The organism is Pectobacterium sp. CFBP8739 (assembly GCF_013449375.1).
Taxonomy (GTDB): domain Bacteria; phylum Pseudomonadota; class Gammaproteobacteria; order Enterobacterales; family Enterobacteriaceae; genus Pectobacterium.
Genome location: NZ_JACDRR010000005.1, coordinates 105,791 through 123,751, shown reverse-complemented (window position 1 = coordinate 123,751; position 17,961 = coordinate 105,791). Strand labels below are relative to the sequence as shown.

The 17,961-nt window shown below is 54.0% G+C and carries 18 protein-coding genes and 1 pseudogene; 3 read left to right on the top strand and 16 right to left on the bottom strand.

Annotation, left to right across the window (positions count from 1 at the left end; all coding sequences use genetic code 11):
* The first annotated feature begins 11 nt into the window (after nt 1-11).
* Both H0247_RS01345 and H0247_RS01340 read left to right on the top strand, forming a co-directional pair.
* On the top strand, nt 12-1,448 hold the full coding sequence (locus tag H0247_RS01345; RefSeq protein ID WP_180740905.1) for a pectate lyase: 1,437 nt from the start codon (nt 12-14) through the stop codon (nt 1,446-1,448).
* A 1-nt stretch (nt 1,449) separates the two neighbouring features.
* The gene (locus H0247_RS01340) at nt 1,450-1,773 is read left to right on the top strand and encodes a DNA-binding protein (protein WP_180740904.1); all 324 of its coding nucleotides are present in this window, start codon (nt 1,450-1,452) and stop codon (nt 1,771-1,773) included.
* Nucleotides 1,774-1,847: 74 nt separating this feature from the next.
* Here the strand turns inward: H0247_RS01340 and H0247_RS19740 are convergent.
* From H0247_RS19740 to H0247_RS01275, 12 genes and pseudogenes are all read right to left on the bottom strand, one after another.
* Nucleotides 1,848-3,534 (bottom strand): annotated as a pseudogene (locus H0247_RS19740) (methyl-accepting chemotaxis protein).
* A gap of 457 nt (nt 3,535-3,991) precedes the next feature.
* Nucleotides 3,992-5,074, bottom strand: coding sequence for a harpin HrpZ family protein (locus H0247_RS01325; protein WP_219606575.1), 1,083 nt, complete (start codon nt 5,072-5,074; stop codon nt 3,992-3,994).
* A 145-nt stretch (nt 5,075-5,219) separates the two neighbouring features.
* The gene (locus tag H0247_RS01320) at nt 5,220-5,567 is read right to left on the bottom strand and encodes a type III secretion protein (RefSeq protein ID WP_180740902.1); all 348 of its coding nucleotides are present in this window, start codon (nt 5,565-5,567) and stop codon (nt 5,220-5,222) included.
* Entirely contained in the window at nt 5,560-5,751 is a 192-nt protein-coding gene (gene hrpT, locus H0247_RS01315) for an HrpT family type III secretion system protein (RefSeq protein ID WP_180740901.1), read from the bottom strand. The genes H0247_RS01320 and hrpT overlap by 8 nt, the downstream gene beginning before the upstream one ends.
* A gap of 29 nt (nt 5,752-5,780) precedes the next feature.
* Nucleotides 5,781-7,850, bottom strand: a complete 2,070-nt coding sequence (gene sctC, locus H0247_RS01310) for a type III secretion system outer membrane ring subunit SctC (protein WP_180740900.1) — start codon at nt 7,848-7,850, stop codon at nt 5,781-5,783.
* Nucleotides 7,843-8,277 carry a type III secretion system chaperone gene (locus tag H0247_RS01305; protein WP_180740899.1) on the bottom strand — a complete coding sequence of 145 codons (435 nt, stop codon included), beginning with the start codon at nt 8,275-8,277 and terminating at the stop codon, nt 7,843-7,845. The genes sctC and H0247_RS01305 overlap by 8 nt, the downstream gene beginning before the upstream one ends.
* Complete coding sequence (locus H0247_RS01300) at nt 8,264-8,488, bottom strand: type III secretion protein HrpF (protein WP_015840423.1); 225 nt, start codon at nt 8,486-8,488, stop codon at nt 8,264-8,266. The genes H0247_RS01305 and H0247_RS01300 overlap by 14 nt, the downstream gene beginning before the upstream one ends.
* A gap of 156 nt (nt 8,489-8,644) precedes the next feature.
* The gene (gene sctL / locus H0247_RS01295; protein ID WP_180740898.1) at nt 8,645-9,244 is read right to left on the bottom strand and encodes a type III secretion system stator protein SctL; all 600 of its coding nucleotides are present in this window, start codon (nt 9,242-9,244) and stop codon (nt 8,645-8,647) included.
* 65 nt (nt 9,245-9,309) lie between these two features.
* Nucleotides 9,310-9,957, bottom strand: a complete 648-nt coding sequence (locus H0247_RS01290) for a type III secretion protein (RefSeq protein ID WP_180740897.1) — start codon at nt 9,955-9,957, stop codon at nt 9,310-9,312.
* Entirely contained in the window at nt 9,954-10,721 is a 768-nt protein-coding gene (gene sctJ / locus H0247_RS01285; RefSeq protein WP_180740896.1) for a type III secretion system inner membrane ring lipoprotein SctJ, read from the bottom strand. The genes H0247_RS01290 and sctJ overlap by 4 nt, the downstream gene beginning before the upstream one ends.
* 6 nt (nt 10,722-10,727) lie before the next feature.
* On the bottom strand, nt 10,728-11,099 hold the full coding sequence (locus tag H0247_RS01280; RefSeq protein WP_180740895.1) for an EscI/YscI/HrpB family type III secretion system inner rod protein: 372 nt from the start codon (nt 11,097-11,099) through the stop codon (nt 10,728-10,730).
* A 66-nt stretch (nt 11,100-11,165) separates the two neighbouring features.
* Nucleotides 11,166-11,372 (bottom strand): Hrp pili protein HrpA, encoded by a 207-nt coding sequence (locus tag H0247_RS01275; RefSeq protein ID WP_009112561.1) that lies wholly within the window; start codon nt 11,370-11,372, stop codon nt 11,166-11,168.
* A 345-nt stretch (nt 11,373-11,717) separates the two neighbouring features.
* Between H0247_RS01275 and H0247_RS01270 the strand changes: the two genes are divergently transcribed.
* Entirely contained in the window at nt 11,718-13,313 is a 1,596-nt protein-coding gene (locus tag H0247_RS01270; RefSeq protein WP_180740894.1) for an EAL domain-containing protein, read from the top strand.
* Between the two features lie 83 nt (nt 13,314-13,396).
* On the opposite strand, the gene H0247_RS01265 is transcribed toward H0247_RS01270, so the two are convergent.
* The 4 genes from H0247_RS01265 to H0247_RS01250 all read right to left on the bottom strand — a co-directional run bounded on the left by H0247_RS01265 (nt 13,397) and on the right by H0247_RS01250 (nt 17,758).
* Entirely contained in the window at nt 13,397-14,455 is a 1,059-nt protein-coding gene (locus tag H0247_RS01265; protein WP_180740893.1) for a sigma 54-interacting transcriptional regulator, read from the bottom strand.
* 366 nt (nt 14,456-14,821) lie between these two features.
* The gene (locus tag H0247_RS01260) at nt 14,822-15,463 is read right to left on the bottom strand and encodes a response regulator transcription factor (RefSeq protein WP_180740892.1); all 642 of its coding nucleotides are present in this window, start codon (nt 15,461-15,463) and stop codon (nt 14,822-14,824) included.
* 37 nt (nt 15,464-15,500) lie between these two features.
* Complete coding sequence (locus tag H0247_RS01255) at nt 15,501-16,970, bottom strand: PAS domain S-box protein (protein WP_180740891.1); 1,470 nt, start codon at nt 16,968-16,970, stop codon at nt 15,501-15,503.
* Between the two features lie 242 nt (nt 16,971-17,212).
* A complete protein-coding gene (locus tag H0247_RS01250; RefSeq protein WP_180740890.1) occupies nt 17,213-17,758 on the bottom strand; it encodes an RNA polymerase sigma factor in 546 nt (181 codons plus the stop codon).
* Nucleotides 17,759-17,961 lie beyond the last annotated feature (203 nt).

Below are 17,961 nucleotides of genomic sequence, written 5' to 3'. Positions count from 1 at the left end.
AAGGAGATGTTATGGCTGATATGACGATTACGCTCAGCATACAACCCGGCGCAGGCCTGTCCTCAACAGGCCTGAATTCCCCGCTGTCAGGCAGCAATAGCGGGGCATCGCCACGCTCTGCACAGCAAGATAGCCAGCTCATGGAGGCGCTGGGCACCCTGCTCAGCGCGCTCTTGCCTAATGCACAGGGCAATACGCCGTCCTCAACCGATGGCGGCCCGCTGGGCCAGTCTGGCGCGGGCAACGGCGGAAGCTCGGCGTTAGGACAAAACGGGAGCCCTGCCGATATGCTGATGAAACTGCTGGAAGCGCTGATTCCGGGTAAAAACGGGCAGGAAGCGGGAAATCCCCTGTCTTCCGGTTCATCGGGGGCGGCAGGCGGCAACGGTGGAGCCTCACCGCTGGCAGGGTCATCCGGCACGGGTGGCGCAGGCGGCACGCAAAATCCAGAAGATCTGAGTCGTTCCCTGCTGCAAGATTCGGCTGGCAGTGCATTAGATAATGCCATCAGCCCAACGGCAGACGGCGGCGGCCAATTGAGCGGTAACGATCTGTTAAAAGCGCTGCTGGAATTAATCGGCAATCTGATGGATTCACAGAAAGGTGAATTCGGCCAGCCGCAAGGTAGCGGTCAATCGCAAGGTGGTGGATCACCATCAGTGGACGCGCCACAGGCTGCATCCGGCGGCGGCGGGTCGCCTGCTGCACCGTCAGCGCCGTCTTCACCCGTTGGCGGTAACGGCGGCGGTACGTCTGCACCACTAACGGCCGCCCCAGCCGGTATTGGTGGGGGTTCTGCTGCATCGCCTGCCGCTTCAACCGCGGGAGCTGGCCCAGTCTCCTTCCCAACCGCCAGCGGTGATGCCACCGTAGTAAATGAAACCATTAAAGTCGGCCCCGGCGAAGTCTTTGACGGCGGCGGTAAAACCTTCACGGCAGGTAGCAAGCTAGGCGACGGTGGCCAGGCTGAAGGCCAGAAACCGGTATTTGAGCTGGCGCCGGGCGCGACCCTCAAAAACGTGGTGTTTGGTGATAACGCAGCGGATGGCGTACACGTTCGCGGCGATGCCAAAATAGATAACGTACACTGGACCAACGTGGGTGAAGATGCGCTGACGGTGAAATCCAATACCGGTAAACCTGCTAACGTGGAAATCACTAACAGTAGCGCTCAGGGTGCTGCCGATAAGATCTTCCAGTTAAACGCGGATGCCAACCTGACCATCGATAATTTCAAAGCGAAAGATTTCGGTACGTTCGTTCGCACCAACGGTGGGCAACAGGGTAACTGGAACTTGAACCTGAGCAACATTGACGCAGAAAACGGCAAATTCTCGTTTGTGAAAAGCGACAGTGAAGGGTTGAACGTCAAAGGCAGCAATATCAACCTGACGAATGTCAATAATCACTACAAAGTGCCGGATTCCGCTAACTTGCAGGTGAATTAAGATGCCAAACACCATGACACCGCAGTCCCCTACTCGCTGGGCGGATCTCGCCCGACAAGGCGGGTACATTACGCCGACTCAACGTGAAGCCTTCACTCAGGCTATCCATCTGGTGAGAGCACAGCTGAATACCGTACTTAGCCAGTCAGGGTCACTGCGACGGGGTGAGTTCGAGTTCGACGCCTTTGTGGATTCACTGGAACAGGATTTTCTGCATCAGGCCGACATCCACACGAAGAACGGGCTACATAGCGATGTGGCGCAGACCTCGTTCTGGGTCGCCCGTTTGATCGCCGATCGTTTTATTGCGGTGCGTCAACGGTAATACCTGCGCCATATCACACCGGGGAAAAGCCAGCCAGGGAAACCTGTGCTGGCTTTTTTTATCTCGCATAGAATTCAGAACTTTTCCCAGTCACTGTTGCCAGTATTTGCCAGCGCCAGCTTAGACGTTCTCGGTTTTTTTAACGCTGGGGCTGCGTGAGGTTGTCGCCGAGAAGACGAGGCCTCTGGCAAGCTTTGAATGGTAAAGACGCTCATCAGTTGCACCAACTTCGCCGACTGATCGTTCAGGCTCTCCGCCGCACTCGCGGATTCTTCAACCAACGCGGCATTTTGCTGCGTGATACTGTCCATCTGGGAGATAGCCTGATTGATTTGTGAAATACCGGATTCCTGTTCCTGAGTGGTAACGCCGATTTCGCTAATCAGTTCGGCGACATGCTGTGCCTGAGTGACAATATCTGTCATCGTTTCCCCCGCGTGTGCCACCAATCGGGAGCCGCTTTCGACTTTTTCCATGCTGCTGGTAATAAGTGCTTTGATTTCACGCGCAGCAGAGGCCGAACGCTGCGCCAGAGAACGCACTTCTCCTGCCACCACCGCGAAGCCACGCCCCTGTTCACCGGCGCGAGCAGCCTCAACCGCCGCGTTAAGCGCGAGAATATTCGTTTGGAAGGCGATGCCATCAATCACGGCAATAATGTCGCCAATTTTACGGGAACTGGAGCTAATATCGTCCATGGTCGTGATGACGTTGTGCACAGCATCGTTGCCTTTGATCGCCGTTTGGCTAGCCGTGCTGGCTAGCCGTGTTGGCTAGCTGTGCCGCTTCGCGAACGGTGTCGCCATTCTGGCGGATAGTTTGGCTGATCTGCTCCATGGAAGCGGCAGTCTGCTGTACGCTAGCGGCCTGCTCTTCGGTGCGCCGACTCAAGTCATTGCTGCCAAGTGTAATTTCGCTCGATCCCGTTGAAATGGAGGCGCTGCTGTCATGAACCTGCTGCACAATCCTGCCCAGCCCGACGCGCATTTCATTCATGGCTGCCAGCAAACTGGTGGTATCGTCCGGTTGCAGTTCGACATTAATAGCCAAGTTTCCGCTAGCAATCTGACGAGCAATATCGGAGGCATATGCAGGTTCGCCGCCCAACAACTTTTTGATTCTACGGGTAATCTGCCAGGCGATAGCAATACCCAGCACTTCTGAGACTCCCGTAAAAGTCAGCATCAGAATACCCGCAGTTTGAGCGGACTGGCTGGCTGCATTTACCGATTGGCGGGTATCACTTTTCTGGTAGGCCAGAAGCTCATTGATAACTTTAAAGTAGGCAATCTGGGCAGGCTGAACTTCGTTGATGATGACACTCTTGGCCTCGTCAAGTTTGTTATCCAGACTGAGTGAAATGGCTTTTTGCGAGGCTGCTCGACTTATCGGTCGCACCTGATTAATAGAATCAAGCAGTGCTTTTTCTTGAGGCGTATTTGCCCGTTCAGCGATACGTTTTAGAACGTCGGTAATTCTGATCGAATCTTCATTAATCTGCTGTTTTGCCGCCTCTATTTGTTCTGGTGCAGTAAATAATGTCAGATTACGTACCGCAATTGCGGTACTATTCAGATTATCCTTTAGTTCCTGTATCAGCAATAAACTTTCTATTTGGTTGCTGGCCAGCTTTTCTGTAGCATCGCTTTGTTGCTTGAGCTGAAGTTGCCCATAAAGCGCAATGAGCAGACTAATACCCAACACAAGAACAAAGCCCGTACCGAGCATGGTGGCAAGTTTCATATTCTTGAAAACGCTCATAAATCACCCCATATATTATTCTTAATCACGGGAATGTGATAAATAAAATCAACCTGATAAAAGACTATGAATTTATCTGTGATATCGGAGGGTAATTTAGCGAATAAACCTTAGGCGTAAGTTAAGAAAACGTAATTTTTATTTATTTTTATAATTTGATTTTTAATATTAACTATCAACACTTTGCAATTAACCCACAACAATTGATGACAATAATAATCATGGGCGTGACTTTATATCGAGTGAAAATCAATGGCGCTTTAAAAAATCATTCATTAAATAAACCAATGAGGGAGAAGATGCCTCTCATTTCATCTCGATGAAATTATTAAAATAAATAGCGGGGGATAAGGAAAAATTGGCTTAAGCGATGCGAATGCAGCTTAAGGCAACAATAATGTCGGCATAATGTATAACAAGGAGCAGCGCTTCCGCCCTGCTCCCGATCGTTTTTGTTTTAGCTGGCGAGCTTTTGCAACCCCATATTGACGATACGGTCGCCAATCATCGCCGCATCAATACCCAGAGATGAGCCACCGTTGCCGCGCGCGTTCAGGTTAGTATTACCGATGTCCCCCGCAACGGCACTCTTGATCATACCGACCGCCTTCATGAATTTATCCATGCTGCCTTTGGTCATGCCGTCATCATCCGGCTGGCTCAGCGCCTTCGCCCAGGATTTGTCATCCTGCTTCGCCGTCTGCCAGTTATCTTTCTGGTATTCCGGCTTACCGAAAACTTCAGGATATTGATCCATAAACTGACCAATTTCTTTCGCCATCGTGCGATCTTCTTTATCTACGAAGTAACGGGTCGGGCTGTCATTATGCGTGCTGATGTTGTTCAGCTCCTGCAAACCGGCTTTTTGTCCAACGCTCATTCCCAGCGTGCTGCCCAATTGATTGAATGCACCCGCCCCGCTCAGGCCTTGCAGGCCGCCATTACCCAGTTGCAGCGGTGAAGTTTGCCCTTTCGTCTGGCTCAGACCGTTGCCCAGAATCGCGGACAGTGCATCGTTTACGCCTTGGGTGTAGGCGGAAATTTCCGGCGACGCTGGCTGCTTGTTGCCGAAAAGCCCCCCCTGCTGCTGCGACATGCCGCCGCCTAGCAGATCTTCCAGTGCGCTAAACAGCAGACTGCCCATCATGGCCGATGGATTCATGGCATTCATACCGGCACCCAGCGCCCCGCCCAACCCACCGCCGAGTGCGCTGCCCAGACCGCCGCCAAGGCTGCTACCGAGACCGCCACCCAAACCGCCGCCCAGCAAGCCGCCACCTAATCCGCCCAAACTGCTGCCCAAACCGCCGAGGCTATTGCCAAGTCCACCGGCCAGACCGCCCCCCATCATGCTGCCCATGAACAGCATGGTCGTCATAATATCGGACAGCTGTGCTGCGATGTTACTACGCTGGCCACCAAACGCCGACTGCGATGGCGAGCCGCCATTTTGTGAAGACGGAGATGGAAATAAACCGCCGTTACCGCCCGCCTTGATCGTAATTTGCAGAGAAGTACCGCCACCAAGAGAATTAAGCATAATGTTTCCTCAATAAGTAAATGGGTTATAAAAGCGCCAATGGATGTGCGGTTAACCCGCGTGATTGTGACACTCCCCTATTAAGTGATTTTCCTGTCTGTCCGGTTCCCGTCTTATGCACGAAAACACACGACTTTTTCACCCGTCAGCGCGGCGGTAAACCAGCCAAGCGCCAGAGTTCATCGAGCGCCGCGACCGACTCACTTACTGTGGATAATGTGCGGCGTAACCGCAGATTTTGCTGTTCATCTAGGCTCAGGCTACAGGCCACCAGTGCATCCGCCTCCAGAAAGCGGCGTTGTAAAATTTGCCGTAGCATTCCGGGATAATGTCGGGCAGGCGCCAGCATTAAGATAAGCACCGCCTGCCGCACCGACACCGCCGTAAACCACAGCGTGACACCTGGTTGTACTAACCAACAGGCCATTGAGGTGGTTTCCAGTGCCGTGAAGAAGTCATGCTGATTATCGAATACCGCCGCTGGCTCATTCATCCACGCTGACCCTGCTGTAATCCGTCGGGCCGCTGCGCAGATCGGGTTGCCACCAGATGATGAGCTGTCGCGTTTCCGGCTGCGGACGACAGGTGACGGAAGCGCAGTGAGTGGCCTGCCGCGGTGCATTGCAGCCGCTTAGCAAAAGCGCGAGCAGCACGACGGACAGTGCTTTTTCGTTCATGAGAATGTCCTTGGTTAATGTGGAGGCCGTTATCGGGATGTCAGTACAGGGCGTCGGGCGGATTGAGAAACGAGCGCAGGCTGCAACGCCAGAAACACTTCGCTGGATTCCCCCGGTGCCAGCGTCGTTTTTGGCCAGACAGCGACCGCCAGCGTACGGCTACTGGCACAAGCAGCTTCATCAAAACGCTGTGGCTGTGTTCCGCCATTGCGTACGACGCCGATGCTCAGGCGTACCTGACCATTGTCGTACCACTGATAGCGCGAACTGTCGTAGATTAGGCCCGACTGCGAGCGACACACCTCACCCAATCGCGCGCCGTTGTTGCCGGTCTGAAATCCGGCAGGCAGTTGACGGCTGGCGAGATCGCGAAAGGCGCCTTCAATCAGGCTATAGAGATCCGTTTTACCGTTGCGTTGCGCGACGCGGTTCATTGCGCCGTTTAACTGCTGCCGATTGGCGGAGGAAACGTAGCGTGTGGGATCGGTCTGGTCGCCGACAAGATGCGGCGTCAGGATAAACAGACGTTCACGACGGGAAACTTCATGACGCGTCGAGGTAAACAGTTTCCCCAACAACGGGATATCCCCGAGGATCGGAATGCGACGATCGCGGTCACCGCTCTCCTCAACGTGGAAACCACCCAACACCAGCGCACGATTCTCACCAATCAGCGCCTGTGTGCTGACCGTGCCTCGTTTCACGCCCGACGCCTCTCCTTCTCGCCCCGTCTCTACCTGACCATCTTCGATATCGATAACCAATTGGATGCTACGCTGTGTCCCTTCGCCCACCACGCGCGGCGTCACTTGCAGGCTGGTGCCGGCAGTCACCGGCTGAATGTCCGCGACACGTTCCCCCGTCGCGGTGATGAACGCCGTCCGGCTGAAATCGACAATCGCGGGCTGATTCTCCAGCGTCAACACGGAAGGATTCGCAACAATCGAGGCCGTTCCCTCCCCCTCCAGTGCCTGAATATCAGCGAAGAAGCGATTGAAATCACTGACAAACAGGGTACTCCGCCCCATCATCATGGTGCTGCCCGCGCTCACATTGCCGAGCTGCGCCTGCCAGTTCGCTTCCAGCCGCGACAGGGCGGTTCGATCCACATCGAGAATAATGGCGTCAATGTTGACCAGATTCTGCGGTACGTCGATGTGCTCGACGAGCTGCTGATACTCCGCCCGACGTTTTTCATCATCCCGAATCAACAGCGCGTTATTGCGCACATCGGCGGAAATCTTGCCGCTTAGCGTCACTCGCGCCGACGTTTCACCACTGCGCCCTGGGTTATTACGGGTGGCCAGCCGAGTCATCAACGAACGCGTACTGTCCCGCATCGCTTCCATGCCCGTATCCGGCTGCACAGGCATCGGCCCCGAGGCACCCGCCGGTGCCGCACGTTGACCATCCATCAGTTCATTGAGAATGGTCGCGACGCCAGGAATGGTGACCTTCTGATCGCGATATTGCAGCGTCCGGTCGGATACCGAGGCGTAGCGCAGCGGAAAAATCATCACTTTGCGTCGTTCGTCCTGCTTTTCGCGCTGCTGGCTGAAATTACGGATCAGATCGATATACGCCTGCGGACCGGTGACCAGCACCACACCTTCTTCAGGCAATTCCCCCCAGCCGAAACGTGCATCGAGCAGCCCGATACCGCTGAGCGCCTGTTTGATATCGGGCGCGGCATCGGGGGAAATCTCCAGACGCACCGATGCTTGCTCATCCTGCGGGCTGACATACAGGGCGTTGTTATAGACAAACCACTGAAAGCGGTGCTCCAACGCCAGTCTGTCGAGAAACAGCGCGGGGGTTTCCGCCCGAATTTTCGCCGTCACCTCATTGTCAGCGATATTGCCCAACACCAAATCCACACCGTGGCTGTTGGCAAAATCCGTCAGAATCGCAGACAGCGGCGTTTGTTCGGCAGAATACGCATACGCCCCCTTATTCCAGTCGGCGGGGGTGGCCGCGTGTGCCAGTGAAATCATCCCATTCACCGGGATAATCCCGATCAGCACCACCGCCCAGCAAAACCAGCGATAGGCCACCAGCAAAATGCGATACGATCGATGACACTTCAGTCCCTTACGCATGTCGTTCTCCTTGCAAAAAAGCTAGCGTGTTCAGATTCAGTGGAGCGGAAACGGACGTTTTCACCCGCGGCGTGAGCAGACTCAGCCAGACATCCCGTTGATTCAGTAAGGTTTCCAAGCTGCGGCAGAGTTGCATGACATCGTCAGCATCGGGTCGCATCCATAGCCAGAACTGTTCGTCCTGCGGTGAGAGCGACAGGACGGCGGTGTCATCCTGAAACTGAGCGTGAGCGGCATCGGCCAGTTGCAATGCGCGCGCCAGCATCGGCTCATCTGGCAACACACGCAGCGGAATGGCCGCACGACACGCTACACCCGATGACTGCCGCACCATCGCCACCGCGCCGCCGTCAATCTCCAGCTTCAGCGTCGGCGTCCCGCCGTTTAGCCAATGCTCCAGCATCGCGGCCAACTCAGTTGAAGTCATTGATGATGGCCTTTGCCAGACCGTGCTTCACGCTCAGCAACTGCCCGACCGCCCAACTGGCATTGGAATAGTCCATGCTGGCTTCAAAAAAGGCGTAGCTATCCGCCTGACTGGCGCCACCTTCGGCAACATTCAGCGCAATATCATCCAGTTGTTTCTGTGAATCGACCAGATGCGCGTCAAGACGACGCTGGATTGGGTTAAGGGACATCGCACGCTCTCCTCATAAGGTAATTTTCTCACAACACAGGTTTGGTCGTTGACCTGACGTTTTGGTCGTTAACCTAGTGGGTTATTGACCTGATAGTGAGTGGCTAACCTCGGCGTGCAGTTCCCCTTGTCAGTTGCAATTTTGTCAGCCGCCGTGTTACATCGCGGCAGGATATTCCAGTGGCATGAGCTGTTTTACCGCCTGCCGCCAGCTCAGCGACATCACGCCATGCGCCGTTATCAACTTCATTGCATCGCTCTCCAGCGCCTCATCGCTGGCAAGACGCCATTCCAGATGCGCGTGCGCCTCCAGCCAGTTCTGCACATCGGCAAGCTGAGTCGGATGGCAGTAAAGCGTTCCTCGGTTTTCCCCCTGCTGTTGCTTGAGTAACTGCCGCAGCAAAGCATGATGGCGCGACGGTGCTGGCGTTTTATCCAGCAACTGCGCCAATGCCTCGCGCAACAATTGCCCCGCTTGCGTAATCACGATCTTCTCCAGATGCGTTCTGTCTTGCCGAATGCCCTGAAGTAACGTATTGGCCTGCTGCCAGAAGGCCGCCTCCGCCTCTTCTACCGCCTGCATGCAGAGCGTTTTGGCGCGTTCGTGCGCCTGTGCCACGATCGTCTCAGCCTGCGCATTGGCCTCATCCCAGAGCGTTCGGCTATGCCGATGCGCCGCGACCTGCTCGGCCGGAATAATCACCGTCTCATCACGGCTGGCACCGGGTAATGTCACAAACGTCTTCGTCATCAACATGCTGCGTTCTTCCTTGCTAAGTGAAATGGAGGGGGGGGGGGTAAAAAGCGATCGGTATGAGAAATCTAGGCGGGTACAGACGCTTTCCAGATCAGCGCATCGCACAGCGCATTAAGTCTGGCTGCGGGCACGGACACCGTCGGAACAGGGTCACAATTTTCGCCGTCGCGGTACCCATCACGTGGAAAAAGCAGCCGCAGATGCGGCCAGCACGCGTCACCATAGCGGGTACGCAGCAGCAGCAACGCATCCTGATAGCCAACGATCAGTGGCATCGACGGCGATGACGTCGAAAAAGTGATCGAAGCCGGTAACCATAAACCCGGCCGCAGCGCCTTTGCCAAGCGCTCGCACCAGATACCCTCCGCATCATCACGCTCTACGTGACGTGTCGGCTGACAAACCCGCGCCATCAGGCGCAATACCGTTTCCCGCTGCGCCGTATCCAACGCCCCGATCTGCATCAGTGAAACGTGCATCAGTGAAGAAAACGGGTCCGGTGGCAGCCGCTGCGGCAAAGAAAAATGGCGATGAAGCTGCGCCGCATTCACGTACAGCCAATCGTGCCGCTGCGGCGACTCAGGCAACCTCACCTTCCCGCGCCACCAACTGGGATCGGCTTGTAGTAGACAATCCGTTGTCCACCAGTTCAGCCATGTCAGCGCGGCGGCGTCACCTGATTCGCGTCCTGAGCCTTGTGCTTGTGTTGTCATTGTGACGACGATGCCCCCGCTTTTTTCTGCTGCCATTGCCGCAGGTAAGGCGTGCCAACGCGCCAGCCTACTAGCCCGGCCAGTAGCAGACCGAACAATCCGGCACTCCACTGCCAGCGCCGCATCTCATCCAGTGTGAGCGTAAATGGCCCCAGCGTGACAACGGGGATCGTATCCTGATACGGCTCGGCCGGAACAAAGACGATAGCCAGCTCTTTATCATCTTTACCGGACAGGCCGGGGATGCTGCTGGCCACCATGCGGCGAATGCGTGGTTCCATCCCGTCAGGTTCCAGTTCGGCGCGGTATTTGATAAACACCGCCGCCGAGGCGGGTTGAACCGGCTCGCCGGGAGCGATACGCTCAGGTAGCACTACATGCACCCGCGCGACCAACACGCCGTCAATCTGCGCCAGCGTTGCTTCCACTTCCTGCGATAAGGCATAGATATAGCGGGCGCGTTCTTCCAACGGCGTCGAGATCACGCCGCTTTTCTGAAAAACCTCGCCCAGATTGGTACGCGACTGCTTCGGTAAACCCGCCGCATTAAGGATATTGACGGCACGTTCCATGTTTTTTGCATCGATCACCAGCGTGACGCCGGTTTTGTCTACCCGTTTCTCCGCACCGATCTGATAGCGACCGAGCATCGAAATCGCTTCGTTGGCATCGTTCTCCGACAGCCCGCGATTCAGCTCAATCGGCTCGCCGCAGCCAGCCAATAGCCCGATCAGCAGAAGAAACACTCGCTTATCGATTTTCATAGGCCGCTACTGTAAGTTGGTGAGTTTTTCCAGACTTTGCACACTTTTCGCCACCAGTTTGGCGCTCAGCAGACTTTCCAGATAGAACGATGACAGCGTTCGGGTCGCATCCAGTACATCTTTGGGATTATTCGAGCGCATCGACTGGCTCACATCGCGTTCGGCGGATTTAAAAACGCCGTTCAGTCCCTGAGATTTTTCCGCCAGCGCGCCCAGCCACTGGCTGTTGCCGTTTTCTGCCGTCACCGGTGCTGACGACAGCGCCGCGCTAAACCAGGAAACATCCTGATTATTGGCGGAGAAGGAAAAAGACGTGCCGTTGTTCGCCAGCGGAGCATCTCCCGACAGAGACAGCGTAGTGGCATGATTAACTTTCATGGTGTGGATTCCATCGCGGACGGATAAAATAAAGCCGGAGCAAGGCTCCGGCTCGTTCACTCACAATCAAAACTGGATAGCTTTCGCCGCTTTCTGCCCGGAGTTCAGTGATTTGGACGCAGAATCCATCTGACCATCCAGAATGGAGTTTTCCGTATCCAGCGCAATTTTCTGTGCCTGAGCGCCAGCTGCACGCGTCAGAGAACCGGCCATCGCGGTATCCAAAGTCTGAGAAGCCGCCTGAGATGCAACCTGAGAAAGTCCTAAAGCCATGATATATCTCCAAATATAATGAATATTTACGGTGGTGAACTGTCATGCTGTACATACAGTCATCTTGTTCATTCATTAAGTGGGAGAGCGGGTCAGAGAGTTCCAACAGAAAGGAAATTCTTTCAGCAACGGTCATTCAAGAGGAAGAACTAGCCTAGTTTTACCTATGTTTCCGGCCGTTAGTTATCATAGGTTTTCTTTTAAAATAATAAAAATCGTTATTACCTGACCGAAAGGCCGTATGTTGTTTTTGATTTGCAGGAGCGTTTTACGCTGTGTCACTGGCAAGGATGCGATATCTGAACCTATGCCGCACTATTCCCGTCACGCAGCCAAATGGTCGCTATGCCCAACTTAACTACCCATACCGGATTGTGGTTCAGACTTGTTTTGATTTCGTTTGCCAGCGCGGTGCTGGCGCTGTTTATTGGGCAAGGCATTTTAGCCCGACTGGAACAAACGCAGTTGCAGCAATATAGCCAGGAGGTGCTCGATCAGGGCATCGCCGTCGCGAATGAAGGCAGGGAAACCATCAACCGGGTGCTGACGCTGAACAACGCGCCGTGCTCCAGCGCCGACCTGAAAGAATTACGCCTGATCTCCTTTTACTCCGTTTATCTGCGTGATATCGGGCGTATCAAAGACAACTACCTCATCTGTTCTGCGGGCTGGGGCATTCTTAACCCACCGATTTATCTGCTGCCGCCGAACCTGACGACGCCAGAGGGCGTGCAGCTATGGACCGCCATGAAAGACGTGGTGGATCCACGTATTACCGCCGATATGGCCAGCCTCCACGGCGTGGTCACGATCACTGCTGCCGCTGCATTTCGCCGCTTCATTCATCCTCCAGCCGAATACAGCGCGGTGCTACTCACGCGTAATCTGGGTCATGTCTATCAGACTTTTGGCCATATCGACCTCTCCGCATTTAAACAGACACCACAGCCGCATAACGCGTGGCTGACCATAGGAAAACGTCAGACATTTTTTTGTGCGCCAGACCGGAATATCTGCGTATTGGCGCAGTTGGATTCGGCAGGTATCTTGTATCGCCCCTGGTATATCATCGCCGCCCTGTTTTCTCTCGGGGCACTCATCGGTGCCAGTTTTACCCTGTCCTACCAGCTCTATGACGATCGGTACCATGCTTTACCATCGCAGCTAAAACGCGCGATCAAGAATCAGCGCCTTCAGGTACATTATCAGCCGTTAATCAGTCTGCCCCAGCGGGCCATTATTGGCGTAGAAGCCTTAGCTCGCTGGAAAAATGAACGCGGCGACAGCGTGTCGCCGGAATATTTCATCAATATTGCGGAAGAAATGGGCTATTCAGATGAGCTAACCCGCATCATTACGCGTCAGGCACTGCGTGATATGCAGCCGTACCTCACGCAGGAAACCCCTTTTCTTCTCAGCATTAATCTGTCTGTTTCCGACATTGTGTCGCCCGATTATCACCGCTTCCTCCAGCAAATGTGTGACGAACTGGGGATAGACAGAACGCGCATTATGCTGGAACTCACCGAGCGGTCGAGTACATCTCATAAGACGCTGGCAGATGGCCTTGAGGCACTACGACGTTCCGGCTATAAGATCGCGCTTGATGATTTCGGTACGGGCTATTCCAACCTCGACTATCTGAGCCATTTACCGTTCGATATGATCAAGATCGACAAGACTTTTGTCGACGCCATCGGCACAGACTCGGTTCATGCCGCCATGGCGGATTTGTTATTTACCCTTATCAAAAAGCTCGACGTCCCAGTGATCATCGAAGGGGTAGAAACGCGTGAGCAAGCGGCCTACATCCTGCAACAATACCCATCGGCGATTATGCAAGGATGGTATTTCAGTAAGGCGGTGGCGTTGCACGATCTCCCTAATATCCATCACTACCCGTGTCCGCCGATAGAAAAAATGCCGATAGAGACGGTGTAACCTGAACGCAGGCCAACTGGCAAAAGTCGGCCTGCCATCATTGGTTACCATACCCCGCTCCGTAAACGACGGAGAGCCTGCCCTCATGCCTGACAGGCTTCCCCGCCCCCAGCACACCTCTCTCGTGCCGTGACGTTCAGCACTTTCAGGCGGTGATAAAGCGTCCGCTTGGGGATCCCCAATTCCACAATCACATCGTCAATGCAGTGGTCGTGCCGGCGTAGTGCATCCTGAATCAGAAATTTTTCGATCCGCTTTAACCGATCTTTCAGTTGCAAAGGACGCGGGTGCAACAGCGGCTGAACTTCTGCCAAAGGCGACAACCCCAGCGCCCAGCGATCCGCCGCCGCTTTCAGCTCGCGGATATTACCCGGCCAACTGTGGGTGAGGAGTTGCTCGTAAATGTCTGCCGTCATCGGTAGCAGCGTCATTTTCAGGCGTGCTGCCGCTTCCTGACTAAAACGCTGAAACAGCGGCAGAATGAGATCACTGCGGGAGCGCAACGTCGGCAATTGAATTTTTACCGTATCAAGACGGAAATAAAGGTCGCGACGAAACAGCCCTTTTTCCACCAGTTGCAGCAGCGGCGTTTGCGTCGCCACAATCACACGCATATCAACGGGCGTGAACTGAGTGCTCCCCAGCCGCTTTACGCCACGGCTTTCCAGCACGCGAAGCATCTTAGCTTGCAGCGTCATGGGCATACTGTCGATCTCATCCAAAAACAGAATTCCCTTATCCGCGCTTTCCAGATACCCGGCGCGGGAGCGGTTCGCACCGGTATAAGCACCGGAGACCACGCCGAACAGTTCGCTTTCGGCCAAATTTTCCGGCACGGCGGCGCAGTTCACCGCCACCAGAGGGCCGCTACATTTTGACAGTCGATGAATGCGATTCGCCAGCGTGTCTTTGCCCGTGCCGGTTTCACCTTCCAGCACAATGTCGACATTAAGCGGAGCAATAACATTGATGATGGGTGACAGCGATGAGTGAATATCATCAGCCGTAGGCGGCGGCGGTAGGGAATAGTCGAATGATGACCGACGATCTGCTGATGACGCCTGCTCTACGGGTGAATGATCGAATGATAAATGCTCAGGTGATGAATCGTGCTGTCTGTCCTGACGGTAATGATTATTCATTGACTACTCCTGGAGCCCAAACGGGCTAACTGACTGCCTTCCATAACGTGAGGCCCACCGATCATCCGTGACGTTTCTCCGCATAACGCACACCGATGTCTCCCCAGTGGAACGATGACAAGCATTACCGTCATTGAATAATGAAACCATCAGGCATCGCTGAACATCAGGTAGGAATTCCAGAGGAATTTGTAGGGAAATGCCTACAAAAAACAATCAAAGCAAGTAAAAACAACCAACTAATTGTTCACATAACACGCAGGAAAACGAAAAGATATCGTTAGGAAAATGTAAGCATCAGCAAAGGGATTCACCGACTGTTGAATCCCTTTTATCTTTTCTCCTTTTCGCAGCAGGTTCCCGCTGCTAGGGAATCAGCTTCTTACTGACGACATACTTCACAATTTCCACATTGGTGCTGAACTGCATTTTTTCCATCAGACGTGCCTTATGAGTGCTAACCGTTTTATTGCTGATGGCCAGCGCATTGGCGATGGCATTAATGCCCATCCCCTGCGCAAACATAATCATGATCTGGTGCTCTCTGGCCGTGAGTACATCGTGCTCGGCTCTGCCACCCTCCGTGTAGTTGGCAAACACCAACTGCTCGGCAATCGTGTGATCGATATAACGAGCCCCCTGTGCCACACGTCGAATCGCCGCCAGCAGGGCTTCTGGATCTTTGTCTTTGGTGATGTAACCTCTGGCGCCGCTCTTCAGCGCATGCTGCGCAATTTGCGCCTCACTGTACATGCTGAGTACAAGAATCGGCAGACGCGGATATTGCGCCACCACGCGTGAAATCAACGCTTCACCGCTGATACCGGGCATCGACATATCCAGCAGCAGCAAATCGGGCTTCACGCTGCGCAGCTGCGCCAACACCTGCGCGCCGTTTCCCGCTTCGGCAACGACGCTCAGCGACGCATCCAGCGCGAAGATCTGCTTGAGCCCTTCACGCATGATGACGTGATCGTCTGCGATCATTAAACGTATTGGTTTGCTCATCGCTCATTTCTTCCTTTTTGTTGTTCTTGTTCCGTCATTAACGGATATAGCCATTTTTAGGAAACGTTAGCTGCACCAACGTGCCTTTCCCCGGCGCGCTATCAATAATGACTTCACCTCCCAACATGCGCCCCCGTTCCTTCATGCTCATGAGCCCGAAAGCATTTTTACTTTTTGCCTGGGAATTGAATCCTTTACCGTTGTCCTTAATGCACAGCACCACGCAGTCCTGCTGGTTATCCAGCGTGATGATCACCTGTGTGGCCGCGGCGTAGCGTGCCACGTTAGTCAATGACTCCTGCGCGACGCGGAAAGCCGCCGTGGTGCTTTCGTCATTGAGCGCCAGCGGCTCCCCCAGCGTGCGCAACAAGCAGGTTGCGCTGTAGTGCCGGTTAAATTCATCACACAACCATTCCAGCGCGGGCGTCAGCCCCATATTCAATACATTGGGACGAAGCTGGGTCGATACGTTACGCACCACCTGAATCGTCTGGTCGGCTAATTGCATCAGCTTTTGCAAATGCGTCTGCATATCAGGATTCTCTTTGGCAAAACACATGCGCATCAGCGACAGGCTCATGCGGATCGTGGTCAAATGCTGCCCCAGTTCATCGTGAATTTCCTGCGCGATATGCTTACGTTCTTCCTCACGTGAAATCTCACGCTGGCGCGCCAGCAAGCGCAGTTGCATATGCGAATCAGCCAGTTTTTTCTCCGCATACCGAATCGCGGTAATGTCCCGTCCGACGGTCAGAATCGACACCAGTGCGCCATGCTGATCAAATTCCGGCACGCAGCGAATGTGATGAATACTCTGATGACGTTGATCGCCTCTCCCCCGCGACTCCATGACCTCGCCTTCCGCGCTGCTGCGGGTATCGACCACCTGTTGCACCAGCTGTTCCATACGGATTGCACACCCTACACCGGGCATTAACTCCGTAATCATACGGCCGCGAAGTTGCTCTACGGTGAAATCCAGATGTTTCAAACTGGCGGGATTGGCATACAGGCAATTCAAGTTGGGATCGAAGCGGATAATCAAATCCGGCGTATTCTCAACCAGCGCACGAAATTCCTGCTCTCGCGCATAGGCTAGCTGTTCAATATGTTTACGTTCCCTGATATCTCTGACGACACACATGCTGTAGCTACGTCCTCTGTGTTGGAAATGTGTGAGATTAACTTCTACCGGAATAGTCATGCCGTAGCGGGTGAGGTGTCGGGTTTCAAACGTGGTACCCACGCCCGACTCATACGCCTGTAACCAGTCCGGTGACCGATGTTCGGCGCTCCAGAACGGGTCGATATCGGCAACGCTCAGATGCATGAATTCCGTAATGCTGTAGCCCAGCGTCTGACTAGCCGCTTCATTGACGTAACAAAAACGCTGATCTTCATTGACGATATAAATCGCGTCCTTAATGCGGCCAAATGCAAAATCCACCAGCTCCAACTCGGGAGCCTTGGTTTTCTCATCGGAACGAAAAGGTTGGGTGAACATCATTGCCATCTCCTTATTGTGAATTAAGACACATGTGCAGCCACCCGCCGTGCAGGTAGCGCAATACGGCGTCTCAACATTCCAGAAGATGGACAGGAAACCCTGCAATGGCATCAATGCGACCTGATATCACGACGTGTGACCCACTCACTGAACGGCAACCGCCACCTTGGACAAGGCGGTTACCACATCAGTCAGTGAAAAACGGTGGGTGCAGACACATCCTTTCGTCCCGTGAAACGCCGTCAGGACTCAACAGCCTGACGGATCGCACCTCGGGCACGAGACAGCCGTGACCGCACCGTACCGATGGGGATCTCCAACTGCAACGCGAGATCCTGATAGCTGGCATCGGTATCCAGCAACTGCATTAGCATCTGACGGGTATCTTCAGGCAGTGAGACGATGGCATCCATTGCACGTTTCAGTGCCCGCTGACTTTCGGTGATAGCACCGGGATCGAGATCTATTGCGATGTGTTCCAGCATCTCATCCCCCATTTCCAGCGCGCGCTGTCGTGCCTGCTTGAAATAGTTGCGCACCAGATTGAGGGCAATGCCGAACACCCATGTCTCCGGCCGCGATGCTCCCGCAAACTTATCCTGATGTTTGAGCACTTCCAGATAGGTCATTTGCTGTAAATCCTCAACGTCGTCATGGTTGCTAACGCGTTTGCGGATGAAGTTATGCAATTTCTTTCCGTGTTGGCGAAACACCTGTTCCCAATCGACAGCAAGCGCTGGGTAAAGCGAAGGGGTCGGTTCGATGTGTTTCAGGGTAGACATTTCCATTTGCTGACTCTCCGTTGTTGTGCCCTATTGGCAAAAACGGAAGAGCAAGCCCTGTGCCAGCCCGGAATTGTTTTTATCACTCTGATTTATAATCAGTTATTTTTTAACTTGTCTTTTATCGTGCCATTTTTTGCCAACGCCCACAGCTCGAAATTGCAAGTTATTGCAATCCGTAATTGCAATAAGTAACGGCATTTCACCCA